This window comes from Burkholderia pseudomultivorans (genome assembly GCF_001718415.1).
Taxonomy (GTDB): Bacteria; Pseudomonadota; Gammaproteobacteria; order Burkholderiales; family Burkholderiaceae; genus Burkholderia; species Burkholderia pseudomultivorans_A.
Window position 1 is genome coordinate 2,820,720 of sequence record NZ_CP013377.1, and the last position, 23,598, is coordinate 2,844,317.

Here is a 23,598-nt window from a genome sequence, read left to right on the forward strand (position 1 = left end):
TCTCCAATATTGGTAGTACTGAGTGAATTTCTTATATTGATTCGGACGCAAACGCTCCGCGTTACCGCCACGCGCCGTCGTATTCGGCACATGACGGCAACGCGTCCTGCACAGACGCGCTACTCGTTGAAATGGTCGATGACGAGCCGGTTGAAACGCGCCGCGTGTTCGATCTGCGTCCAGTGCCCGCACCGACCGAACACATGCAGCTGCGCGTTCGGCAGCAGTTCGAGCAGCTTCTGCGAACTCGCGAGCGGAATCACGCGGTCCTCGCGCCCGTGCACGATCAGCGTGTCGTGCGGCAGCGCGCGCAGCCGCGCTTCGTCGCTCGCGAGCGCATCGACCCAGCGCTGGCGCGGCGCCGGAAACATGTTCGCGAACGCCTCCTGGTAGCCGGGCCGTACGCTCGCTTCGTAGCGCAGCTTCGCAAGCTCGTCGTTCACGAGCGTGCGGTCGAACGCGAACACGTCGAGCAGCGAACGCATGTTCGCGATCGACGGCGTATAGCCCCACACGGCGTCGAGCCCTTCGGTCAGCGTAAAGCGCGTGCCGGCCGCGCCCATCAGCACGAGCCGGCCGACGCGCGCCGGGGCGCGAATCGCGAGCGCGAGCGCCAGCGCGCCGCCGAACGAATTGCCGATCACGTGCGCGCGCTCGACGCCGAGCGCGTCGAGCAGGCCGAGCGCGTGATCGACCCAGTTGTCCATCGAATAGCGGTAGCCGGCCGGACGCTCGGTCTCGCCGAATCCCGCCATGTCCGGCGCGATCACGCGAAACTGTTGCGCGAGCGCCGGCATCGTCAGCCGCCAGTTCGCATAGGCCGTCACGCCCGGCCCCGAGCCATGAATCAGCAGCACGGGCGGCCCGTCGCCGAGGTCGTGATAGTTCGTGTCGATGCCGCCGGCGACGATCCGGCGGCCGATTTCAGGGTTGGTTGACATGACGCTCCCCAGTCGTTTGTCGCGCGGCGCGCGTCAGCGCCCGCGCCGCTTCGCGCTCTGCCCGCCGATCCCGAAATGCGCTTTCGGCATCTCGGTGATGATCACGCGCACCGATTCGACCGGTGCATCGAGCGAGCGATGAATGGCCTCGGTGACCTCGGCGATCAGGCGTTCCTTCCTGTCGTCGTCGCGGCCTTCGAGGATGTACAGATGAGCAATCGGCACGATGGCCTCCCGTTTCGTCGTGCTGCGTTCAGAGGAAGCGCAGGCCGATCGAGCCGATGTCCTGCACGCGCAGCGTCACGCTGTCGCCGGCCTCGACCGCCACCGCCTCGGTAATGCCGCCCGACAGGATCAGGCTGCCGGCCGGAATCGACTCGCCGCGCGCGCCGAGATGGTTCGCGAGCATCGCGATCGCGGCGGCCGGATGCCCGAGCACCGCCGCGCCGGCGCCGAACGCGACGGGCAGGCCGTTCTTCTCGAGCACGATGCCGAGCGTGCGCAGGTCGACGCCGTCCACCGCAAGCGGGCGCCCGCCCGCGACGAAGCGCGCAGCCGACGTGTTGTCGGCCACCACGCTCTTCAGGTCGAACCTGAAGTCGCGGTAGCGGCTGTCGATCACCTCGATGCCGGCGACGACGAAGTCGGTCGCGGCGAGCACCGCGCCGATATGGCAGCCCGGCCCCTTCAGCTCGGCCTTCGTGACGAACGCGATCTCGGGCTCCACCTTCGGGTGGATCAGGGCGGACGTGTCGCACTCGCCGCCTTCGGGCAGGTCGTAGACGTCGGTCAGGAAGCCGAACACCGGCGTGTCGACGCCCATCTGGCGCATCTTCGCGTGCGAGGTCAGCCCGGCCTTGAAGCCGACGATCCGCGCGCCGCGCGCGAGCTGCCGGCGGCGGATCGCATCCTGCACCGCATACGCGTCGTCCCAGTCCATCTCCGGGTGACGGTCGGTGATCTTGGTCGTGTCGCGCGCGTCGCGCATGCAGTCGTCGAGATGCGCGGCGAGCGATTCGACGAGGTCGGTCGAAAGATTCATGCGGCCTCCTGCTTTGCGTGCGCCGCGCGCGCCTTCGCGAGCGTCAGCGCGGTGTCCTCGATCATGTCCTCCTGCCCGCCGACCATGCCGCGCCGGCCCAGCTCGACGAGGATGTCGCGCGCGGGAATCCCGTACTTGTCGCCCGCGCGCTTCGCGAACAGCAGGAACGAGCCGTACACGCCCGCATAGCCGAGCGTCAGTGCGTCGCGGTCGATGCGGATCGGGAAATCCATCATCGGCACGACGAGATCCTCGGCGACGTCCTGGATCTTCCACACGTCGACGCCGGTCTCGATTCCCATCCGCTCACAGACCGCGACGAACACCTCGAGCGACGTATTGCCCGCGCCCGCGCCGAGCCCGGCCGCCGCGCCGTCGATCCGGTTCGCGCCGGCCTCGATCGCGGCGATCGAGTTCGCGACGCCCATCGCGAGGTTGTGGTGGCCGTGAAAGCCGAGCTCGGTCTCGGGCCGCAGCGCGTCGCGTACCGCGGCGAGGCGCGCCTTCACGTCGTCGGGCAGCATGTAGCCGGCCGAGTCGGTGATGTAGACGCAGTTCGCGCCGTACGACTCCATCAGCTTCGCCTGCTTGACGACCCCTTCCGGGCTGTTCATGTGGCTCATCATCAGGAAGCCGACGGTATCCATGTCGAGCTGGCGCGCCATCGCGATGTGCTGCTCCGACACGTCGGCCTCGGTGCAATGCGTCGCGACGCGGATCGTATGCACGCCGAGCGCATGCGCCTCCTTCAGGTGATCGACGGTGCCGATGCCCGGCAGCAGCAGCGCCGACACCTTCGCGCGCTTGAGCAGCGGGATCACGGCGCCGAGATAGTCGGCGTCAGTGTGTGCGGGAAACCCGTAGTTGACCGATGCGCCGCCTAGCCCGTCGCCGTGCGTGACCTCGATCAGCGGCACGCCGGCCGCGTCGAGCCCGGCCGCGATCGAGCGCATCTGGTCGAGCGTCATCTGGTGACGCTTCGGGTGCATGCCGTCACGCAGCGTCATGTCGTGGACGGTGATTCGCCTGCCTTTGAGATTCATTGCCGTTCCTTGTTCGTCCGTGGGTTCGAAATTCGCGGGCGCGCCGCGGCGCGCGTCACGCGGTGGCCGGCGCGGCCGGCGCGAGCGCGAGGCGGCCGGCCAGCAGCTCTTCGGCGAACATCTCGGCGGTGCGCGCAGCGGCGGCCGTCATGATGTCGAGGTTGCCCGCGTATTTCGGCAGGTAGTCGCCGAGGCCTTCGACCTCGAGGTACACCGACACGCGCCGTCCGTCGAACACCGGGCCGTTGACGAGCCGGTAGCCGGGCACGTAGCGCTGCACGTCGGCGATCATCGCGTGCACCGATTCGACGATGCGCGCCTCGTCGGGCGCGTCCTCGGTCAGGCAGTGCACGGTGTCGCGCATGATCAGCGGCGGCTCGGCCGGATTGATCACGATGATCGCCTTGCCCTGCTTCGCGCCGCCGACCTGCGCGACGGCGGCCGCCGTGGTGCGCGTGAATTCGTCGATGTTGCGGCGCGTGCCGGGGCCGACCGAGCGCGACGACACGGTCGCGACGATCTCGCCGTATGCGACCGGCTGCACGCGCGAAATCGCGCGCACCATCGGAATCGTCGCCTGGCCGCCGCAGGTGACCATGTTCACGTTCATCTCGCCCGAGCCGATGTGATCCTTCAGGTTCACGGGCGGCACGCAGTACGGGCCGATCGCGGCCGGCGTCAGGTCGATCATCAGCACGCCGAGCGCATTCAGCTTGCGGCTGTTCTCGGCATGCACGTAGGCGCTCGTCGCGTCGAACGCGATCTGCACGCCGTCGGCCTGCACGTGCGGCAGCAGGCCGTCGACGCCGTCCGCGGTGGTTTTCAGGCCAAGCTCGCGGGCGCGTTTCAGGCCGTCGGAATCGGGATCGATGCCGACCATCCACACGGGTTCGAGCACGGGGCTGCGCATCAGTTTGGCGAGCAGGTCGGTGCCGATATTGCCGGGGCCGATCAGCGCGCAACGGATTTTCCGGGTCATGGGGAAGTCCTTGTTTGCCAGTGAATGAGAACGGCGCCGCTCACGCGAACCGCACCGAGCACGCGCCGATACCGCCGATCGACACGCGGAAGTTGTCGCCGGGACCGACCGGCGCCATCGCGGCCAGCGCGCCGGACAGGATCACTTCGCCGGCCCGCAGCGCGATGCCGTGGCGGCCGAGCGTGTTGGCGAGCCACGCGACGGCGTTCACCGGCGAGCCGAGCGCCGCCGCGCCCGCGCCCGTGCCGATCACGTCGCCGTTCTTCTCGAGCACCATCCCGCAGGTCGCGAGGTCGACGCTGCGCGTGCTCACCGCCTTGTCGCCGAGCACGAACACGCCGCACGACGCGTTGTCCGCGACGGTGTCGCCGATGCGGATCTTCCAGTCGCGGATCCGCGAATCGACGATCTCGAAGCACGGCATCACGCATTCGGTCGCAGCCAGCACCATCGCGTTCGTCACGCCGGGGCCGAGCAGGTCGCGCTTCAGCACGAACGCAATCTCGCCTTCCGCCTTCGGCTGGATCAGCGTGTCGAGTGCAATGCATTCGCCTTCGCCGTACACCATCCCCGACAGCAGGTAGCCGAAATCGGGCTGGTACACGCCGAGCATGTCCATCACGGCCTTCGACGTGACGCCGATCTTCTTGCCGATGACGGTCTCGCCTGCCTCCGTGCGGCGCTGCACGAAGCGCTGCTGGATCCGGTAGGCGTCGTCGACCGACAGGTCTTCGTGCTGCGACGTGAGCGGCGAGACGGGCGTACGCGACGTCATCGCGTCGTACAGCCGGTCGCCCAGCGTGGTGATCAACGTGGAGTCCATATGAATCTTCCGGTCAGGAGAAAAGGGATCAGAGCTTGATGCACACGTTGCGCAGTTCCGTGTAGAACTCCAGCGAATGCACGCCGCCTTCGCGGCCGATGCCCGATTGCTTCGCGCCGCCGAATGCGGTGCGCAGGTCGCGCAGGAACCAGGAATTGACCCATGCGATGCCGACCTCGATCGATGCCGCAACGCGATGCGCGCGCGACAGGTTGGCGGTCCAGATCGCGGTGGACAGCCCGTATGCATTCGCATTCGCGCGGCCGATCACCTCGGCCTCGGTGTCGAACGGCATCACGAGCGCGCACGGCCCGAAGATTTCTTCGCGCGCGATCGGCGAATCGTCGTCGAGGCCGGTCCAGATCGTCGGCTGCACCCAGGCGCCGTCGCGCAGCCCGGCCGGCATGTCGGGCACGCCGCCGCCCGTCACGACCGTCGCGCCGAGCTCGACCGCCTTGCGGTAGTACGACAGCACCTTGTCGCGATGCTCGTGGCTGATCAGCGGCCCGATGCCGGTCGTGTCCGCTTCCGGCCGGCCCGGCCGCAGGCTTTCGGCGCCGGCCTTCAGCGCGGCGACGAAACGCTCGAACAGCGGGCGCTCGACATAGACGCGCTCGGTGCCGAGACAGACCTGCCCCGTATTCGCGAAGCACGAGCGCAGCGTGCCTTCGACGGCCGCGTCGAAATCGCAGTCCGCGAACACGATCGCCGCGTTCTTGCCGCCCATCTCGAGGCTGACCGGCCGCGCGCCGTCGGCCGCGGCCTTCATGATCGCGGCGCCGGTGCGCGTCTCGCCCGTGAACGTAATCGCGTTCACGCCCGGATGCGTCGTCAGGAATTCGCCGGCCGACGCGGGCCCGAAGCCGTGCACGACGTTGTAGACGCCGCGCGGCACGCCCGCCGCGTTCATCACCTCGCCGAGCAGCGCGGCCGTCTGCGGCGTTTCCTCGGACGGCTTCACGACGACCGTGTTGCCGCACGCGAGCGCGGGCCCGACTTTCCAGGTCATCAGCAGCAGCGGCAGGTTCCACGGACAGATCACGCCGACCACGCCGACCGGCCGGCGGATCGCATAGTTGAGCGCGCCCGCGCCGTCCGGCGTCGCCATTTCGAAGGTTTCGCCGGGCACGTTCTTGACGACGTCGGCGAACACCTTGAAGTTCGCCGCGCCGCGCGGGATGTCGATATGGCTCGCGAGGCTCACCGGCTTGCCGGTGTCGGCGACCTCGGCTTCGAGGAAGTCGTCGAAGCGGCGCGTGATGCCGTCGGCGACCGCATACAGCATCTCGACGCGCTGCGCGACGCTGAGGCTGCCCCACGGACCTGCGAGCGCGGCGCGGGCTGCCTGCACGGCCGCGTCGACATCGGCGCGGCTCGCTTCGGCGACACGCGCAATCAGCGTGTTGTCGAGCGGCGAGCGCTTGTCGAACCAGCGTTCGCCCGCGCGATACTCGCCGTCGATGAAGTTGCGGACGAGCCGTGGTTCCGGCTGCCCGCCGGCGGGGCCGCGTGTCGCGGCGATCGGTTCCGTGTCGTACATGATGTGTCTGCCGATAATCGTGAATCCGTGATCGGGTGCGTTCCCGAGAACAATGTTTGCGCTGCTCCGTCGTCCGTCACGTACCGCCGAGGCCGACGGCGTCGAGGCCCGCACGTGCACAGCGTTCGTCCTGCGCCTCGCTGCCGCCCGACACGCCGATGCCGCCGATCAGCACGCCGCCCTCGACGATCGGCAGGCCGCCGCCGAACGCGACGAAGCGCGCGCGCATCACGAGCCCTTGCCGCACGGCCTCGGAATGCGCGGCCAGCGCGTCGTGCCATGCACCGGTCGGCAAGCCGAAGCTCGCGGCCGTATACGCCTTGTCGATCGCGATGTCGATCGAATGCAGCGGCGCGCCGGGCATCCTGACGAAGGCGGCGAGCAGACCGCCCGCGTCGACGACGGCGACGTTCACCCGCACGCCCAGGCGCTCGGCGGCCTGCGCCGCCTGCGCGGCATGCGACGCGGCGGGCCAGTCGATCGCGCGCGTGGCGACGCTGTGGGTCGAGTCATTGCGAGCCATGACGTTGCTCCTGTGCCGTTGATCAGGTGTAGACGGTCGTGAACGCTTCGTTCAGCTCGCCGGAGTGGAAGAAGATGCCGCGCCCGAGTTGTTCCTCGGTCCACGTCGTGACCGGGCGGTCGGGCTGCGCGAGATAGCCGAGCCCCGCGAAGGTCTCGTTGCGATTGCCGCTCGGATCGAAGAAGTAGATCGTGGTGCCGCGCGTGATCCCGTGGCGCGTCGGCGCGACGTCGATCTTCACCTTGTTCTTCGCCATCACGTCGGCCGACTTCAGCACGTCGGCCCAGTCGTCGAGGAAGAACGCGATGTGATGCAGACCGTTGCGCGGGCCGCCGACGAACGCGATGTCGTGCGGCGTCGTGCTGCGGAACATCCACGTCGCGGCCTGGATCGTGTTGCCCGGGCCGACCATTACCTGCTCGGCGAGATGGAAGTCGAGGCATTCGGCCATGAAGCGCGTGTTCTCCTCGACGCGGTTCACGCCCGCCTCGGGATCCAGCTCGCACATCAGCAGGCAGTGGTCGAGCCAGTGCACGGCCGAGCCCGGAATGTCGTCGGGCCAGGGATCGGGATTCAGCGAGCCGACCGCCGTGCCGACCAGCTCCTTCTTCGCGAACAGGCGCAGCTCGTGCCCGCTCGGCAGCAGGAAGCGCAGCTGGCGGCCCACGCCCGGCAGCGCGTCTTCCGGCAGCATCTCGGTCGCGATTCCGTAGGCATCGATGCGCCGCTGCAGCGCGTCGAGGTCCGCGTCGTGCTCGACCTTGTAGGCGGCATGCCGGAGCCCCGCCTGGTCGGACGGCGACAGGATCAGCGAATACTTGTCCCACTCGTCCCAGCACTTCAGGTAGACGTTGCCGGCCGCGTCGCGCATCGTCTCCTGCATGCCGAGCACGCGTATGTAATGCCGCAGCGCCGCTTCCATGTCCATCACCTTCAGATTGACATGACCAATACGCATCACACCCATGGTGAGTCTCCTCCAGATTACTTTTTGAAAACCGGCGCGTCGGTGCAGGCCGTGCCGCAGAAGAACGGCTTCTTCAGGCGGCCGGCCACTTCCAGTTCGACGTCGCCGTCCGGCGCCACGCGGCACGCGAGCGCATAGCCGTCGTGCTCCTCGTCGGCGCTCACATGCGCGCGGCTGATCGGCCCGAGCTTGCGCACCGCACCGCGCAGCACGCGCACCTTGCACACGCCGCAGCCGCCGTTCAGGCAGCCGACCGGTATGCCGCGCCGGCCGAGTTTTGCCATTCCGGCCAGCAGCGATTCGCCGCTTGCGCACGCATAGCGCTCGTCGGTCTGCGCGATCGTCACCGTCCCGCACACGCGGCTCGTGTCCATGTCACACCCGGCGGAACAGCGGGCTGCGCGTCTGCTGTGCGTCGGCCGCCGAGATGAACTTCTCGTGAAAGATGTCGCGCTCGAACAGGCGGCCCTGCATCAGCGCCGTGATGCACGCGTCGATCATCGCGGGCGGCCCGCACAGGTAGGCCTGATGACCCGAGAAGTCGCCGTCGAAGTGCGCCTTCGCGACGTCGTGGACGAAGCCCTGCGCGATGCCGTCGCCTGCGTCCACCGCGCCTTCCGACAGCGCCGGCACGTAGGTGAAGTTCGGATAGCGCTCGGCGAGCGCGCGGAACTCGTCGTGGTAATAGAGCTCCTTCGCGTTGCGCTGCCCGTAGATCAGCGTGATCGGCGCGGTGACGCCGCTCGCGAGCAGGTCCGCGATCATCGAGCGCGGGCTCGACAGGCCCGAGCCGCCCGCCATGAAGATCATCGGCAGCGCGGCCGAGCGGCGCACGAAGAAGCGACCGTACGGGCCCGACAGCCGCACGCGATCGCCGGTCGCGAGCCGCTCGTGCAGATAGCCGGTGCCGAGACCGCCCGGCACCTGCCGCACGTTCAGCTCGATCTCGCCGGTGGCCGCGACCTCGGCCGGTGCGTTCGCGATCGAGAATGCGCGGCTCTGCCCGAGCCCGGGAATCTCCAGCTGCACGTACTGGCCCGCCTGGAAATGGATCGGCTGCGACAGCTTCAGCCGGATCGACTTGATGGTCGGCGTCAGCTGCTCGATGCGCGTGACGTCGGCCGCGAAATCCCTGACCGGGATGATCTCCGCGTCCGGATCCTCGTCGACGTCGGCCTCGATCACGGTATCGGCCTGCAAGGTCGCGCAGCACGCGAGCGCCTTGCCCTCCTCGCGCTCGAAGTCCATCAGCGCGAACGGATTGGCGTCGCCGAGGTCGGTCTCGCCGTCCAGCACCGCGACCTTGCAGGTGCCGCACAGCCCGTGACAGCACGCGTGCGGAATGTAGATGCCCTGGCGCAGCGCCGCGTCGAGCATCGTCTGCCCTTCGTCGACCTCGATCGTGACGCCGAGCGGCTCGATGGTAAGTTGGTGGCTCATGATGGTTCGCCCGTCCGTACGGCGATCAGAAGCACGCGCCGCCGATGCCGTCGAGGCCCGGCGTGCGGAAGCTGATCAGGTCCTTGTGCCCGAGGCCGTTGTCGGCCAGGCTCTTCGATGCGTCCGGCGTCCACGGCTTGCCGGACCGGAACCACTCGACGCGATCCCAGTCGATCTTCGCGAAGTCCGGGTGGTAGCCGTAGGCGGGCGGCAGCACGTCGCGCGCGAGCGCGCCGAACGGCATGTCCGGCGGCAGCGGCAGGCAGAACGGCGCCGGGAACATCAGGTGATCTTCCCAGCACACGTACAGCAGCGGCGCCGGGAAATTCCCGACCGCGTCCTTGATCGGGAAGTCGTAGGGTTTGAGTGCGATGACGGCCATGCTTGTCTCCTGTCGGCCGGCGTTCGCGCGTGCGCGCGTGCGCCGGTCTCGTTCGAGGTTGCGTATCGATCAGTTGCGCGTGGCCTGGCCACGCCATGCGGCGAAGTTCTGCTGGTCTTCCGAGCCGTCGAAGTCGAGGTTGTCGCGGCCCATCCCCACCTCGTAGTAGTCGAGCACCGCGGCGAGCGGATCGAAGCCCTCGGCACGCGGATCGACGTCGGGCGGGAAGCAGTTTCCCTGGTGGATCTGATGCACGGGCAGCCAGGCCTGCACGTATTTCTGCGGCTCGTGATCGAAGATTTCCTTGCAGTGGTCGCTGCAGAAATGGAACTTGTTGCCGAGATAGTCGGACTCGCGCGCGCCGATCTTCGTCGGGTTGCCGGGCTCGGTGAACAGCATCGGGATCTGGCAGGTCTGGCACAGCATCGGCAGCGTCTTCATGTAGAAGCGGTTGCCGGCCTTCGCCTGCTCGCCCCAGTACTCGAAGCGCGGCCGGTAGTAGCGGTCGAACGAGTCCGGATACTTGGCCGACAGCCACGCCATCTCCTCGTCGGTCGGCACCCAGGTATGGAAGGCGGACGCTGCGTTGAATCCGTAGAACGTCGACCACGCCTGGTGGCTGATGTGGTCCTTGCCTTCGCACGCGTCCTGCCAGCCCTTCGGCTCGCGGATGCCGTAGCGCGCGAGATCCTTGAACAGCGCGCCGCCGTTCTGCTCCGCGTACATCTCCCACGATTCGCGCCAGCTCATCACGCGCTTCGGCTGCATGTAGTCCATCATCATCGCGACCAGCGTCAGCAGCCGGTAGCCGCGCCAGAACCACTTGTCGATCCAGCGCTGCACGATCGGCACGTTGTCGGGGTCCTGTTCGAGCATGAACTTGATGCATTCGATGCCGAGCGTCATGTGGCGCGACTCGTCCGACTGCGCGGAGAAGCCGAACGTCACGGTCGACATGTCGCCGTTGTACGCGGCGCCCGACATGAACGGCACGAACAGCAGGTTCGTCAGCACGTATTCGAACGAGAAGCTGACCGCGGTCAGGAACTCGAACGGACCGGCCGAGTACGCATCCTCGAAGAACGACTTCGGCACCGACAGGTACCACACGCGATCGAACCAGTGGTTCGAGTGATGGAAGCCGTTGAAGAACTTGTTGTACGTCGACATCGCGTGTGTTTCGGTCTGGTAGTGCCGCAGCTCGTCGATCGACTGCATCTGGCACGCGATGCGCGCGCCTTCGCCGGTGAAGTGCCGGCCGACGTGCGCGAAGCCGCGGTGTGCCAGATACTCGAGCGGCGTCACGCCCTGGATGAACAGCTTCAGCGCGTTGATGTAGCGCGCATCGGTCACGCCGAGGAACGCATTGTTCTGCGTGAACGCGTCGATCACCGCGTACAGCTTCTTTTCCTTCTCGCCCTGGTATTTCCAGTACGCGTCCATCGTCAGGCGGAACGGGTCGACCCACTTGTCCCAGTCGTGGATCTTGATGCCCTCGTAGCGATCGTACGGAAAGACCTTGTCCATCGGCTGATAGGTGGTCTCCCAGCCGAGGCCGCGCGTCATCGCGGCGTAGCGGTCCTTCAGGCCCAGCTTTTTCTTGAGCGTTGGCGTGTCCATGCGTGTCTCCGGTGTTGTCGTTGCGCGATGCGCGGCGTTCAGTGCGACCAGCTCAGCGTGAACTGGTCGTCGTCCTCGTCGATGTGGCCCGACAGCGTGATCAGGTTCACCTGGATCTGCTGCAGGTCGAAGCGCGCGCCGGTCAGTTCCTCGATCGTGTCGCGGCGGATCGTGAGCCGGTTCGGCGAATCGATCTTCACCATGCCGGGCGATTCGACGACCACCGCGTTCGGGTTGTCCGCGACGATCGCCTCGACGATCGGTCTGGACTCCTCATTGGCCTGAAAGGCGATGAATACGTTGGACATGCGTGTTTCCCCTGTTGAAGGACGGTCGTCGGCTCAGAGCGCGAGCCCGAGCTTGCCGATGCGGGTGCGGAACTGCTCCTCCACTTCGTCGAGCGCCGCGCCGCCGGCGGTGTGCAGCGCACGGGCGGCGATCGGCGCCAGCGCGTCGGCCGCGCGCGCGGCCCAGTCGCGCGTCCAGCGCGCGAGCAATGCGCGGTTGTCGTCGGATTCGGCGGCCATCGTCTTGACGACCGCATCGACCCAGCGGTTCGACTCCGTGTGCCATTCCGGCATGAACGCCGTCAGCATCGCCACCGCCGAGCCGCCGGCGAGCGCGATCCGTTCGTCGACGAAACGGTCGTAGACGAGCGGATACAGCAGGCCGTCGAGCGCGAGGTTCTGCGCGACGAACAGTTCGATCGGATCGGCGACGACGAACGTGTCCTCGACATAGCGGCGCAGCGGCTGCCACGCGGCGTCCGACTGCCATGCGGCTTTCGCCGCGTCGAGCGTGTCGGGGCCGGCCATCGACAGCGCCAGGCGCGTCAGGTACTGCGCGACGCCGAGGTTGTCCATCGCATGGAACATCGCCGCGCCGGTCAGCGCGGTGCCGTAGCCGAGCGCGCAGATCTGCGCGTTGTTCATGTTCCCGCCCCACGCCGCGTGGCGCAGCGGCACCAGGATGTCGAGCGCGTGCGCGGCGACCTCGTCGGGCATCAGGTCGATCATCCGGCGCGATTCGACGAACTCGAAGTTCGCCTCCATCGTGTCCTGCTGGCGCGCGCGGGCGGTCGCCCACGATGCGTAGTAGAACTGGCGCGGGTCCTTCAGCGCATACCAGTTCGCCATCCGGATCGCGGTGCGCGACGCATCGAAGATCTCGTGATCGGGATCCCAGGTCGGGCGGTAGTGGAAGTTCACCTGGGGCTGTGCGCCCATCATCCCTTCCTGGTAGCGTGTCGCCGTCTTGTCGCCGCCGATCTGCCGCGCCACGTGCGCGAAGGTGTGCCGCAGCGGCTTGATGTCGACTGTCTTCAGCTCGATGGTCACTTCCTGCTCCTCAAGGTCATGGGTTCGCGTCGTCGTTCAGCCGCGTCACGCGCTGCTCCCGGCAGAACGCGTCGAAGGCGGCAGGAGGCAAGGTCAGCTCGACGAACAATTCCGGTGCGCCGCCGATCGAAAGCTCGAATTCGACGAAGCCTCGGGGGTTGGTGCCGGTTACCCGGACATACTTGCAACCCGGATCGAACGGGGGGTGATCGGTTGTCGTGTGATCCATGATCGGTGTCGCCTCCATGCCGCACTTCAATGCAGCATCCGTGCCACGTTCCTGCCTCATCGCAAAAAATCTCGATAATTCAGGGAAAGCCCTGAGCCAAAATTCGGATTCGCGAAGCACAATGCCGGTTAACCAGAATGGCAACCTGCTCCGGATCGCCGCACCAAACCCTTGATCCACCGGCCTTCTTCATCATTTGAGCAATCCGGCCGCGCGCATTTGCTCAAATGATCAAATCGCCGCCCGGGTCGGGCGACCGGCAGCAGGATTCCAGAAAATCACGAGATATCTCGACGGAGACGACATGACGCGGTCCAGCCTGCCCCCTTTGCCGCCGGACGCCGACCTGCGCAAGCTGATTCATTTCTCGGCGAGCGACGGTCGCATCTGGCTCGCCGGCCAGCGGATGGTGCTGCTGCACACCGGCGCGCTGGCCACGCTGCGCCAGGAACTGATGGAGAGCGTCGGCCCGGCGCAGACGCGGCGTTTCTTCACGCGCGTCGGCTTCGCGGCCGGCGAGCGCGACGCGGCGCTCGCGCGCGAAATTCGCAGCGGCGCGTCGCTGTTCGACATGTTCCACGTCGGCCCGCAACTGCACATGCTCGAAGGCGCGGTGCAGGTCACGCCGCTGCGCTTCGACGCCGACCCGGCGACGGGCGCGTTCCATTGCGAATACCGGTGGGAGCATTCGTGGGAAGCCGACGTGCACCTGCGCACCTTCGGCCCGCAGCCCGAGCCGGTGTGCTGGATGCTGATCGGCTATGCGACCGGCTACACGAGCGCGTTCATCGGCCGCCAGATCCTGTTCAAGGAGACGACCTGCGTCGGCATGCACGATCCGCACTGCACGATCGTCGGCAAGCCGGCCGAGGAATGGCCGGATGCCGACGAAATCGCGTCGTGGTTCAAGGCCGACTCGCTGATCAACACGATCCGCGACCTGCAGACCGAGGTCGAATCGCTGCGCCTCGAGATCGCGCCCGACGACGACCGGACCCGGCTCGTCGGCCGCTCCGACGCATTCCGCGCGGCCTATACGCTGCTGGAGACGGCCGCGCCGACCAAGGTCGCGGTGCTGCTGACGGGCGAAACGGGCGTCGGCAAGGAGCGCTTCGCGCGGGCGCTGCACTGCCTCAGCCCGCGCGCCGCCAAGCCGTTCGTCGCGGTCAACTGCGCGGCGATTCCGCATGCGCTGATCGAATCCGAGCTGTTCGGCGCGGAAAAAGGCGCGTTTACCGGCTCGCAGGCCGCGCGCGCCGGGCGTTTCGAACGCGCGGACGGCGGCACGCTGTTCCTCGACGAAATCGGCGAGCTGCCGCTCGACGTGCAGGCGAAGCTGCTGCGCGTCTTGCAGGAGGGCGAGGTCGAACGGCTCGGCGCGACCGACAGCCGCAAGGTCGACGTGCGCATCGTCGCGGCGACCAACCGCGATCTCGAACAGGCGGTGCGCGACGGCAGCTTCCGCGCCGATCTCTATTACCGGATCAACGTCTACCCGGTGCTGATTCCGCCGCTGCGGGAACGGCAGGACGACATCGCGCTGCTCGCCGACGCGATGCTCGCGCGCTTCGCGTCGCTGCACGGCAAGCCCGCGCCGACGCTGACCGACTATGCCTACGACGCGCTGCGCGGCTACCGCTGGCCCGGCAACGTGCGCGAACTGGAGAACCTGATCGAGCGCGCGGTGATTCTGTCGCGGCCCAATCTCGCGGTCGACGCGAAGGACCTGTTCCCCGGCGTCGGGCTGCCGGGCGGCGCCACGGTCGACCGCGCGGGGCAGATCCGGCCCGCGTCCGCGATGACGATCGACTGCGGCAGCCTGCTCGACCAGCTGCAGGGCGGCGGCGGCCTCGATGCGCTCGAACGCGCGCTGCTGCATGAAGCGGTCGACCGCGCGAACGGCAACCTGTCGGCCGCCGCGCGCCTGCTCGGACTGACGCGCGCGCAGCTCAGCTATCGCCTGAACCGCAAACAGGACCAGGAGGACGCGTGAGATGAACACCATCCTGCCCGACCATCCGCCGCTCGATCCACTGGCCGACGGCGCCGCGCCCGCGACCGTCCCCGCCGACGACGACGCGAGCGAACCGCATGCCCGCACGCTCAGCGAGCATGCGTACCATCAGCTTCGGCAGCATATCGTCGAAGGGCACTACCCGCCCGGCGCGAAACTGCGTGTCGAACATCTGAAGAACGTGTACGGCGTCGGCGCGGGCACGCTGCGCGAGGCGCTGACGCGGCTCGTCAGCGATGCGCTGGTGGTTGCCGAAGGGCAGCGCGGATTCCGCGTGACGCCGATGTCGGTCGCCGACCTCGAAGCGATCACGCGGCTGCGCATCCATATCGAGGTCGACGCGCTGCGCGAATCGGTGCGCTGCGGGGATGCCGCGTGGGAGCAGCGCGTGCGGCAAAGCTTCGAGATGCTGTCGGCGTGGGAGCAGCCGGTCTCGATCGCGCACCGGACCGCCTGGGAAGCGTGCAACCGGCGCTTTCACGAGGCGCTGATCTCGGCGGCCGCGACGCCGTGGACCTACCTGATCCTGCGCATGCTGTCGCAGCAGAGCGAGCGCTACCGGCGCGTATGCATCGGCCTCGGCGATTCGAAACGCGACGTGCATGCGGAACACACCTGCCTGTTCGAAGCCGCGATGCGGCGCGCGGACGCGCGCGCGGCGCTCGCGCTCGAAGACCATATCGGCACGACGCTCGCGATCGTGCGAAACGCGCCGCCCGGCGCGCTGCCGTTTTAGGCGGCGGGCCGCTGCACCGACACTCAGGCCAGTTCCGGATAGCCGTGCGCGGCGGCCGCGTGCGCGAACTGCGCGATCGCGTCGTAGTCGCCCGGCGCAAGCCGCTCGAAGCCGCGCAGCCGCAGCGCGCGTGCGCGCGCCGCATCGGCCGCGACCGCGTGGTCGAGCGCGTCGCGCAGCGCGGCCGCCTGTGCATCGTCGAGCGCGCGCGAGGCGATGAACGGCAGCCCCGGCGCGGGCGCCGTCATGTCGATCACGCGAATCCCGTCCAGCAGCGCCGGCAGTGCATCGCGCACGTACGCGAACGTCACGCAGTCGATCGCCGCGCAATCGGCGTCGCCGGCGCCGATTGCGCGCAGCACGTTCAGATGCGAACCGAACGACGTGACCGAGCCGAAGAACCGGCCGTCGTGCGCATGCGGCGCGACCGCATGCCGAAGCGCGTTCATTCCGCTGTGCGAATCGTCGCCGTTGTAGCCGGCGCGCAGCCCGCGACACGCAGCCAGCGTCGTCGCGCCGCCCGCATGCACGCGCGCCGACACGACCAGCATGCTGCGATAGCGCGCGCCGTCGCAGCCTTGCGCGTCGAACGCCGGCGTCGCGATCAGGTGCACGTCGTCGCGCAGGCCGAGCATCCGGTACGGGAAGCCGCAGGTCTGCGACAGCAGCAGGTCGGGGCGTCGCCACAACGCGGGCAGATCGCCGAACGGCTCGTCGAGCAGCGTGAAGTCGATCGGGCCGCCCGCGCGCGCAAATGCGTCGAGCGCGTCGCGCAGCAGCGCCCGCCACAGCGCGGCGTGGCGCGGCGTCACGTTGTACATCGGCAGTCCGGCGATCCATGAGCTCATGCGCGCATTCTACGCATCCGCCTGCGCGCGGTGGAAGCCCGTGCGATCCCGCACCCGGGCGCCCGGCGGCGCCATCGCCACGACGGCCCGGAAGCTTATCGAAGCCGCTCCGATAAGCAAATGCGAATCAATTGGTTGGCCCCGCAACGCAATCCGGTTACGTTCGAGTGCCGGTTTCGTCGTCGCGGCAGACCCGGTCGAACCGATCGATCGCCATCGGCGATGGGCGCGGTTCCACGACGCCGCCGACGCCGGACAGCTCAACCGCGCACGCCCCGCCTCGACGGCGGACGCGCCGCCCGCTCCACTTCGCATCAGCACCATGGCCGAATACTTCGACGTCGACCACGCGCGCGCGATCGCCACGCTCGACGCCCGCTTCACCGCCCGCACCGAATGGCCGACCTGGCTGCTGATCGTCGCGATCTACGGCGGCTGGCTCGCGGTGCTGCTGCTCGTGCGCGCGGCGCATCTGTCGCTCGCGGCCGCGACGCCGCCGTTGATCCTGCTCGGCGCGTGGCACCTGTCGCTGCAGCACGAACTGCTGCACGGCCACCCGACGCGTTCCGCGCGCATCAACAAGCTGCTCGGCTATCCGCCGCTGACGGTCTGGTATCCGTACACGCTGTATCGCGACACGCATCTCGATCATCACCGCGACGAAGACCTGACCGTGCCGGGCGTCGATCCCGAAACGAACTACGTGTCGCGCGCCCGCTGGGCGCAACTGCCGCGCTGGCGCCGCGCGCTGTCGGCCGCGCGCAAGACCTTCGTCGGGCGGCTGGTCGTCGGGCCGCCGACGAGCATCGCCGCGATGTTCGCCGCGGCGTTCGCCGAATTCCGGCGCGGCGAGCTGCGCTACCTGCCGATGTGGGCGACGCATGCCGCATGCGTCGTCGCGCTGCTCGCCGTGCTGCAAACGGCGATCGGCGTGCCGTGGTGGTATTACCTGCTCGCGGTCACGTGGCCCGCGCATTCGATCGCGATGATCCGCTCGCTGTACGAGCATCGCGCCGCGCCGCATCCGAAGGCGCGCATCGCGATCAACGAGGCCGGCTTCGCGATGCGGCTGCTGTACCTGAACAACAATTACCACCTCGTCCATCACGATCTGCCGAAGCTGCCGTGGTACGACCTGCCGCGCGCCTACCGGATGCGGCGCGATGCGTATGCGCGCAAATGCGGCGGCTTCGTGATCCGCGGCTATCGCGAACTGCTCGCGCGTCATGCGTGGACGCCGACCGACACGCCCGTGCACCCGTTCGATCGCGGCAGCGCATCGCTGTCGACGGGCAGCGGCGTGCAGGTGACCGTCGTCGACGGCTATCCTCAGATCAGTACGTAGGCAGGGCAAGCGCGGCGCCGAGCGCACGCTATGCAAGCTCGGCCACCCAGTCGATGAACACCCTGAGTCGCGGCGACAGATGCCCGCGATGCGGATACAGCACCGACAACGGCAGCGGCGGCGGCCGCACGCGCGTGAGGATTTCCGTCAGCGTGCCGCGCTGCAGCTGTCCGACGACGTGATAGCGCGGCACCTGCACGATGCCGAGCCCCGCCTCGCACGCGGCGACATACGCGTCGCCGTTGTTGACCGACACCGACGCCGGCAACTCCCGCGTTTCCACGCGCCCGTCCACGCCGAATACGAGCGGCACGCGCTTGCCGCTCGACGCCGACACGTATGCGACTTCCCGATGCTTCGCGAGCGCCGCGAGATTGCGCGGCCGGCCATACCTGGCCAGATAGCCGGGACTCGCGCAGGTGACCTGTTCGAGCATGCCGACGCGGCGTGCCACCAGCGACGAATCGGTCAGCTCGCCGATCCGCACGACGCAGTCGACGCTCTCGCGCGCCAGATCGACGCGGCGATCGCCGATGCTGATGTCGAGCGTGACCTGCGGATAGCGCGCGAAGAAGCCGGGCAGCGCCGGGATCACGACCAGGCGAGCGAACGAACTGGCGAGATCGACCTTCAGCGCGCCCTGCGGATGCCGCGCCGCATGGGAGAACGACGCCTCGGCCTCGTCGATGCCGTCGAGGATGTCGACGCAGCGCTGGTAGTACGCGGCGCCGTCGAGCGTCGGGCTCACGTGCCGCGTCGTGCGCACCAGCAGTCGCGCGCCGAGATGTGCCTCGAGCTGCTTCATGATCTGCGTCGCGGACGCGCGCTGCATGCCGAGCTGCTGCGCGGCGCGCGTGAAGCTGCCCGAATCGACGATGCAGGTAAAGAGCCGCATGGCCGTCAATCTGTCCATCTCGCCGCCCGAACTGTTTACGAAAAATAAATAGTGTTGATATTCGGCGAAGAATTGTCAATTCCGTCCGCTACGCCCAGAATGACGGCACCTCCGGGCATGGGCAACAGGCCCCCGGATCCGACCCTGGGCCGCGCGCCCGCTACTCCCGACGACGATGCATCCGAACCCTCCGACCGGCGCTGCGCGCGCGATCGGCACCGACTGGTCCGTTTCCGCGATTACCGCCGGCTTTCTCGCGGTACTGATTTCGTATGCGGGCCCGCTCGCGATCTTCTTCCAGGCCGCGCAGGCCGCCCATGCATCCGATGCGATGGTCGCGTCGTGGGTCTGGGCGATCTCGATCGGCGCAGGCGTGTCGGGGCTGTTCGCGAGCTGGAAACTGAAGGTGCCGGTCGTGACCGCCTGGTCGGCGCCCGGCACCGCGCTGCTGGTCGGCCTGTTTCCGCAACTGACGCTGAACCAGGCCGTCGGCGCGTACATCACGGCCGCGCTGATCATCCTGGTGATCGGCGTCACCGGCTATTTCGACCGGCTGGTGCGTCATATTCCGCGCGGCATCGCCTGCGGGATGATGGCCGGGATCCTGCTGCCGTTCGGCACGCATGCGTTTTCGGCGGCGTCCGAGCAGCCGGTGCTCGCGTTCGGCATGATCGCCGCCTATGTGATCTTCAAGCGCCTGCTGCCGCGCTACAGCATCGTGCTCGTCCTGCTGACGGGCGCCGCGCTTGCGACGCTGCTCGGGATGACGCATCTCGACAACGTATCCGCGCACATCGCGCGGCCGATCTTCATCGCGCCCGAATGGACGCTCGGCACGACGCTCAGCCTCGCGCTGCCGCTCGTCGTCGTCAGTCTCACGGGCCAGTTCCTGCCGGGCATGACGATCCTGCGCGTGTCCGGCTATCACACGCCGGCGCGTCCGATCATCACCGCGACCAGCGTGATGTCGCTCGTCGTCGCCTGCTTCGGCGGGATCACGATCGTCGTCGCGGCGATCACCGCCGCGCTCTGCACCGGCAAGGACGCGCACGAGGATCCGGCGCGCCGGTACATCGCGGGCATCGCGAACGGCGTGATCTACCTGATCGGCGGGCTGTTCGCGGGCACCATCGTCGCGGTGTTCTTCGCGCTGCCGAAGGCGTTCGTCGCGATCCTCGCCGGGCTCGCGCTGATCGGCGCGATCGGCGCGAACGTGCACGGCATCTTCGAGGACGAGAACCATCGCGAAGCCTCGGTGATCACGTTCCTCGCGACCGCGTCGGGGATGACGTGGCTCGGCCTCGGCTCCGCGTTCTGGGGGATCGTGATTGGCTCGCTGTCGTATGCGGTGCTGAACAAGGTGCGGCGGTAGATTCGACGCGCGGCGCAGGCGCGGGCGTGTGCATCGCGCCGCGCCTGCCGTGCCGCTTATCGCGCGTGCTCGCGCAACAGCTGCGCCAGCGCATCCGCCAGGGTCGTCGTGCCGTAAAGCCGCTCCGACACGCCGTCCTCGACGTCGATCTGCCCCGCGTTGTGCACGTCGTACAAATCGACGATCAATTGCGCGTGGCGCTCGCTCAACCCCGCGCGCAGCAACGTCGCGGTCCAGGCGTCGCGCGGCAGTTCGCGCGCGACGATGTCGCGGCCGGCCGCCGCGCCGAGCGTCAGCGCGATCTCGTTCGCGCTGACGCGCCGCGGCCCCTCGATACTGACGATGCGCGGCCCGTGGCCGCCCTCCGGACGGTCCAGCAGCAACCGCGCCGCGACGACGCCCACGTCGGGCGCCCAAACCGCCGGAAAAACCTTGCCGGCCGGATGATGCAGGCTCGGCAGCACGCCCGTCGCCAGCGCGACCGGCGCGACTCTCGTCCAGTTCTGCAGATGCTCGGCCGAGCGCAGCAGCGTCAGATGCGTCGGGACGGACTTCAGGCGCGCCTCGAGCAGATGGAACAGGCTCGTGATGCCGGTATTGCCGTCTCGCTCCGCGCCGTAGTCCGACAGGCCGAGCAGCACGGCGGGCGGATGCGCGGCGAGCGCCGCGATCGCGACGTCGATCATGCGCGACATCGTCGCGGCAGGATCGTCGTCGGCGACCGGAACCGGGCACAGCATCTGTACCGCGTGCGCGCCGTCGAGCGCCGCGGCGACCGACCGCTGGTCCGTCAGGTCTGCGATCGCCACTTCGCAGCCCAGTTGCGCGAAGCGCTCGCGATGACGCGCGTCGCGCAGCACCGCGCGCACCGGATGGCCTGCGCGACGCAGGGTCGTTACCGTCGACCGGCCGACGTTGCCGGATGCACCGAAGATCACGAACACGATCCACTCCTGTTGGATGGGGGTGACGTGATTGTCGGCAGGCGCGGCTTGGATGGCGCGCACGAACGGATGAACCGGACAGGAAAGGATCAGCGGTTTGCGGGCGCGCCCGACATGCAGCGCGCCGATTCCGGCTGGTGCGGAAATCGCGCGGCGGCGAAGCGCCATGCCCGGGGCCGGTTCGCGCTAGCGACGGACTAGCGCTGGCCCTGGCCGCCGCGTTCCCCGTCGACGACCAGCCGCAGCCCCGCCCGCGCGCCCGAGCGCGCGATCTCGGCCGGCGTCGCACCGAGCAGGCGATTCATCCAGCTCGCCATATGGCTCTGATGCGCGAAGCCCGCTTCGAGCGCGATCTGGCTGATGCTGAGCCGCCCTTCGAGCAACAGCGTCTTCGCACGTTCGACGCGGCGCTGCACGACATACTGGTGCACCGGCACGCCGACCGTTTCGCGAAACAGCACCTTGAAGTGCGGGACGCTGATCGATACGAGCGCCGCGAGTTCCGCGAGCGTGAGTCGCCGGTCGAGGTTCGACTCGACATAATCGAGCACGCGCGCGGCCGTCTTCGGCGCGAGCGAACGCCGCCGCTCGCGGAACGCCGGTGCGCTGTCGACCAGCCGTGCAACCAGCGCCGTGCACAGGCTCTCCGCATACAGCGGGTCCGACGCATCGTCCGCTTCGAGTTCGGCGGCAATCGCCCACGCGATGTGCTGCAGGCGCGGGTCGCGCACCTGCAGCCGGCGCCGGATCTGCGCCTGCGACGGCTTCAGTTCGAGGTGCTCGAAGGTCCGGCGCACGAACGCGTCGCCGAGCATGATGTGCAGGATCCGGCAGTCGGCGCTGTCGGTCCAGCGGCCCGGCAGGCCGGCCGGAATCACGTCGACGTCGCCATGCGCCTGGATGCGCGACACGCGCTCGCCGTCGCACACGCAGTCCGCGCGGACGGGCCCGCCGACATGCACGCCGATGCGGTGATGCTCGGCCGCCGGAATCCGGTAGGTGCCGGCGCGGATGTCGAGCAGCGCCGCGCCGAAGCCGTGCCAGCCCAGCCCGCGGCTGGAGCGCAGGCTGACCGGGACGCCGTTGTCCGGCGGCGCGGCGAGAATCGCATCGCTCATCGCACGTTCTCCTGGAGCAGATCGGATGTCGAACGGGCATTGTGACGCGTTTTCCGGCGGCGTGCCGGCCGTGGGCGGGTCGGACAGAAAAAGATCATCCGTTTCTGCTCTGGCCGATCCTTGCATGAGCGCCGGCGGCCGTCGCGACGCCTACGATCGCCTCATTCGACACCGACGGAGACCGTCATGCCCCATTACTGCCCGTCGCGCGCGGCGTTCGCAGTCCCGCCTTCGTCCGTCGCGGCCGCGCCCCGGCCGGGCTCCCGCGTCCGCGGCATCCGGTCCGCGATCGCCGCAGGGTGCCTCCGCGCGCTCGGCTGGCATCGGCTCGAACGGCTGCTCGCGTCGATTCCGGACAGCAACGACGACTTCGGGCTCGGTTGAGCGGGCGTACGACAGGCCGATCGCGCGAAGGGCCGTGCAATGCCCGCCGGCGCGTGCCGCTGCGCCTACTTGCGCCGCCGCTCGTGCGGCGCGGCCGTCGCGCCGTCGATCACCGGCGCGCCCTGCTTGATCAGGAAATCGCGGAACAGCCCGGTCACCTGCGAGATGCGCCGATCGGCAAGCGTGACCACATACCATTCGCGCTCGATCGGATTGCCCGGAAACGGCAGCTGCCCGAGCAGCCCCGTCCGCAGTTCGAGCGCACACGCGTGCAGCGACAGGAACGCGACGCCGAGCCCCGCTTCGGCCATCTGCTTGATCGCCTCGTTGCTCGACAGTTCGGAGCCCACATGAAACCGGTAGCCTGCCGTCTTGAACAGGCTCTCGACCGTCGAGCGCGTGCCGGCGCCGCGTTCGCGCACGAGCAGGTGCGCGGATTCGAGATCCTTCAGCGCGACGCGCCTGCGCTGCATCAGCGGATGACCGGGCGCCGCGACGAACACCATCGGGTGCTTCGCGAACTCGACCGCATGCGTGCGCAGCTCCTTCGGCGGGCTGCCCATCACCGCGAGATCGATTTCATGCGTCGCGAGCATGCGGATGATGTCGTCGCGATTGCCGACCTTGAAGTACGTCTTCACGTGCGGACGCGTCGCGGTGAATTTCACGAGCAGCGGCGGAATCAGGTATTCGGCGGTCGTGATCGCGCCGATCCGCAGCGTGCCGCCGAGATCGCCGGTCAGCGCCGCGACCTCGTCGCCGGCCTCGCTCCAGAGATGCAGGATCTCGCGCGCATAGCGCGCGACGATCTCGCCGGCCGCGGTCAGCTGCACGCCGCGTCCCACCCGCTGCAGCAAGGCGGCGCCGACGGCCTGTTCCAGCAGACGCACCTGCAGCGATACCGCAGGCTGCGTCAGGTTCAGTTCCTCGGCCGCCCGCGACACGCTGCCGACGCGCGCGATCATGTCCAGCGCCTTCAGCTGCCGGAACGTCGCGGTCTTTCCTATAAGTGAATACATATGAGTCGCTTATAAACATTAAATTGTTCGCGTGGGTTCGAAACTATATCGTCGGTT

General features: G+C 68.2%; 26 protein-coding genes. 5 read left to right on the top strand and 21 right to left on the bottom strand.

The annotated features are described in order from the left end of the window. Positions 1 to 119 precede the first annotated feature (119 nt). From WS57_RS12170 to WS57_RS37985, 16 genes are all read right to left on the bottom strand, one after another. Positions 120 to 941, bottom strand: a complete 822-nt coding sequence (locus WS57_RS12170; protein WP_059604301.1) for an alpha/beta fold hydrolase — start codon at positions 939 to 941, stop codon at positions 120 to 122. A 33-nt stretch (positions 942 to 974) separates the two neighbouring features. Further along, positions 975 to 1,166, bottom strand: a complete 192-nt coding sequence (locus WS57_RS12175) for a 2-hydroxymuconate tautomerase (protein ID WP_006413927.1) — start codon at positions 1,164 to 1,166, stop codon at positions 975 to 977. A 28-nt stretch (positions 1,167 to 1,194) separates the two neighbouring features. Next, positions 1,195 to 1,983 carry a 2-oxo-3-hexenedioate decarboxylase gene (gene dmpH / locus WS57_RS12180; RefSeq protein WP_069244271.1) on the bottom strand — a complete coding sequence of 263 codons (789 nt, stop codon included), beginning with the start codon at positions 1,981 to 1,983 and terminating at the stop codon, positions 1,195 to 1,197. Continuing rightward, entirely contained in the window at positions 1,980 to 3,026 is a 1,047-nt protein-coding gene (gene dmpG / locus WS57_RS12185) for a 4-hydroxy-2-oxovalerate aldolase (protein WP_069244272.1), read from the bottom strand. Before dmpG ends, dmpH begins: the two co-directional genes overlap by 4 nt. A gap of 55 nt (positions 3,027 to 3,081) precedes the next feature. Continuing rightward, positions 3,082 to 4,005, bottom strand: coding sequence for an acetaldehyde dehydrogenase (acetylating) (locus WS57_RS12190; RefSeq protein ID WP_006397651.1), 924 nt, complete (start codon positions 4,003 to 4,005; stop codon positions 3,082 to 3,084). A gap of 40 nt (positions 4,006 to 4,045) precedes the next feature. Then, complete coding sequence (gene dmpE, locus WS57_RS12195; protein ID WP_059516258.1) at positions 4,046 to 4,828, bottom strand: 2-oxopent-4-enoate hydratase; 783 nt, start codon at positions 4,826 to 4,828, stop codon at positions 4,046 to 4,048. 28 nt (positions 4,829 to 4,856) lie between these two features. Further along, a complete protein-coding gene (locus WS57_RS12200; protein ID WP_069244273.1) occupies positions 4,857 to 6,368 on the bottom strand; it encodes a 2-hydroxymuconic semialdehyde dehydrogenase in 1,512 nt (503 codons plus the stop codon). Between the two features lie 76 nt (positions 6,369 to 6,444). Beyond that, on the bottom strand, positions 6,445 to 6,891 hold the full coding sequence (locus WS57_RS12205) for a GlcG/HbpS family heme-binding protein (RefSeq protein WP_069244274.1): 447 nt from the start codon (positions 6,889 to 6,891) through the stop codon (positions 6,445 to 6,447). Between the two features lie 22 nt (positions 6,892 to 6,913). Further along, positions 6,914 to 7,858 carry a catechol 2,3-dioxygenase gene (locus WS57_RS12210; protein WP_009691337.1) on the bottom strand — a complete coding sequence of 315 codons (945 nt, stop codon included), beginning with the start codon at positions 7,856 to 7,858 and terminating at the stop codon, positions 6,914 to 6,916. Between the two features lie 17 nt (positions 7,859 to 7,875). After that, a complete protein-coding gene (locus tag WS57_RS12215; protein WP_060298592.1) occupies positions 7,876 to 8,232 on the bottom strand; it encodes a 2Fe-2S iron-sulfur cluster-binding protein in 357 nt (118 codons plus the stop codon). A gap of 1 nt (position 8,233) precedes the next feature. Then, complete coding sequence (locus WS57_RS12220) at positions 8,234 to 9,298, bottom strand: NADH:ubiquinone reductase (Na(+)-transporting) subunit F (RefSeq protein ID WP_069244275.1); 1,065 nt, start codon at positions 9,296 to 9,298, stop codon at positions 8,234 to 8,236. 25 nt (positions 9,299 to 9,323) lie between these two features. Continuing rightward, on the bottom strand, positions 9,324 to 9,680 hold the full coding sequence (locus WS57_RS12225) for a phenol hydroxylase subunit P4 (RefSeq protein ID WP_040130631.1): 357 nt from the start codon (positions 9,678 to 9,680) through the stop codon (positions 9,324 to 9,326). A gap of 69 nt (positions 9,681 to 9,749) precedes the next feature. Then, positions 9,750 to 11,300 (bottom strand): aromatic/alkene/methane monooxygenase hydroxylase/oxygenase subunit alpha, encoded by a 1,551-nt coding sequence (locus tag WS57_RS12230; protein ID WP_009691341.1) that lies wholly within the window; start codon positions 11,298 to 11,300, stop codon positions 9,750 to 9,752. A gap of 38 nt (positions 11,301 to 11,338) precedes the next feature. After that, positions 11,339 to 11,608, bottom strand: a complete 270-nt coding sequence (locus tag WS57_RS12235) for an MmoB/DmpM family protein (protein WP_006413994.1) — start codon at positions 11,606 to 11,608, stop codon at positions 11,339 to 11,341. A 33-nt stretch (positions 11,609 to 11,641) separates the two neighbouring features. Continuing rightward, entirely contained in the window at positions 11,642 to 12,637 is a 996-nt protein-coding gene (locus WS57_RS12240) for a phenol hydroxylase (protein ID WP_059604309.1), read from the bottom strand. A 16-nt stretch (positions 12,638 to 12,653) separates the two neighbouring features. Beyond that, complete coding sequence (locus tag WS57_RS37985; RefSeq protein WP_230945582.1) at positions 12,654 to 13,046, bottom strand: phenol hydroxylase subunit; 393 nt, start codon at positions 13,044 to 13,046, stop codon at positions 12,654 to 12,656. A 124-nt stretch (positions 13,047 to 13,170) separates the two neighbouring features. Here WS57_RS37985 and WS57_RS12250 point away from each other — a divergent pair, with 124 nt between their 5' ends. Both WS57_RS12250 and WS57_RS12255 read left to right on the top strand, forming a co-directional pair. Next, the gene (locus WS57_RS12250; RefSeq protein ID WP_040130634.1) at positions 13,171 to 14,859 is read left to right on the top strand and encodes a sigma-54-dependent Fis family transcriptional regulator; all 1,689 of its coding nucleotides are present in this window, start codon (positions 13,171 to 13,173) and stop codon (positions 14,857 to 14,859) included. Position 14,860: 1 nt separating this feature from the next. Further along, the gene (locus WS57_RS12255) at positions 14,861 to 15,616 is read left to right on the top strand and encodes a GntR family transcriptional regulator (RefSeq protein ID WP_009691348.1); all 756 of its coding nucleotides are present in this window, start codon (positions 14,861 to 14,863) and stop codon (positions 15,614 to 15,616) included. Positions 15,617 to 15,639: 23 nt separating this feature from the next. Here WS57_RS12255 and WS57_RS12260 read toward each other — a convergent pair whose 3' ends face one another. Next, entirely contained in the window at positions 15,640 to 16,464 is an 825-nt protein-coding gene (locus tag WS57_RS12260; RefSeq protein ID WP_040130635.1) for a phosphate/phosphite/phosphonate ABC transporter substrate-binding protein, read from the bottom strand. Between the two features lie 322 nt (positions 16,465 to 16,786). On the opposite strand from WS57_RS12260, the gene WS57_RS12265 reads away from it, so the two are divergent. Beyond that, positions 16,787 to 17,809, top strand: a complete 1,023-nt coding sequence (locus WS57_RS12265; protein ID WP_069244276.1) for a fatty acid desaturase — start codon at positions 16,787 to 16,789, stop codon at positions 17,807 to 17,809. Between the two features lie 28 nt (positions 17,810 to 17,837). On the opposite strand, the gene WS57_RS12270 is transcribed toward WS57_RS12265, so the two are convergent. Further along, entirely contained in the window at positions 17,838 to 18,704 is an 867-nt protein-coding gene (locus tag WS57_RS12270; protein WP_330769397.1) for a LysR family transcriptional regulator, read from the bottom strand. A 175-nt stretch (positions 18,705 to 18,879) separates the two neighbouring features. On the opposite strand from WS57_RS12270, the gene WS57_RS12275 reads away from it, so the two are divergent. Then, positions 18,880 to 20,076: a benzoate/H(+) symporter BenE family transporter gene (locus tag WS57_RS12275; protein ID WP_009689395.1), complete on the top strand. Its 1,197-nt coding sequence runs from the start codon at positions 18,880 to 18,882 to the stop codon at positions 20,074 to 20,076. Positions 20,077 to 20,132: 56 nt separating this feature from the next. Here the strand turns inward: WS57_RS12275 and WS57_RS12280 are convergent, their stop codons facing one another. Both WS57_RS12280 and WS57_RS12285 read right to left on the bottom strand, forming a co-directional pair. After that, complete coding sequence (locus WS57_RS12280; RefSeq protein WP_059516367.1) at positions 20,133 to 21,020, bottom strand: NAD(P)H-binding protein; 888 nt, start codon at positions 21,018 to 21,020, stop codon at positions 20,133 to 20,135. A 197-nt stretch (positions 21,021 to 21,217) separates the two neighbouring features. After that, on the bottom strand, positions 21,218 to 22,138 hold the full coding sequence (locus WS57_RS12285; protein WP_009694235.1) for a helix-turn-helix domain-containing protein: 921 nt from the start codon (positions 22,136 to 22,138) through the stop codon (positions 21,218 to 21,220). A 186-nt stretch (positions 22,139 to 22,324) separates the two neighbouring features. Here WS57_RS12285 and WS57_RS12290 point away from each other — a divergent pair, with 186 nt between their 5' ends. Beyond that, positions 22,325 to 22,522: a hypothetical protein gene (locus WS57_RS12290; protein WP_009694234.1), complete on the top strand. Its 198-nt coding sequence runs from the start codon at positions 22,325 to 22,327 to the stop codon at positions 22,520 to 22,522. Positions 22,523 to 22,587: 65 nt separating this feature from the next. Here WS57_RS12290 and WS57_RS12295 read toward each other — a convergent pair whose 3' ends face one another. Next, positions 22,588 to 23,541 (bottom strand): LysR family transcriptional regulator, encoded by a 954-nt coding sequence (locus tag WS57_RS12295; RefSeq protein ID WP_059477552.1) that lies wholly within the window; start codon positions 23,539 to 23,541, stop codon positions 22,588 to 22,590. Positions 23,542 to 23,598: the final 57 nt, after the last annotated feature.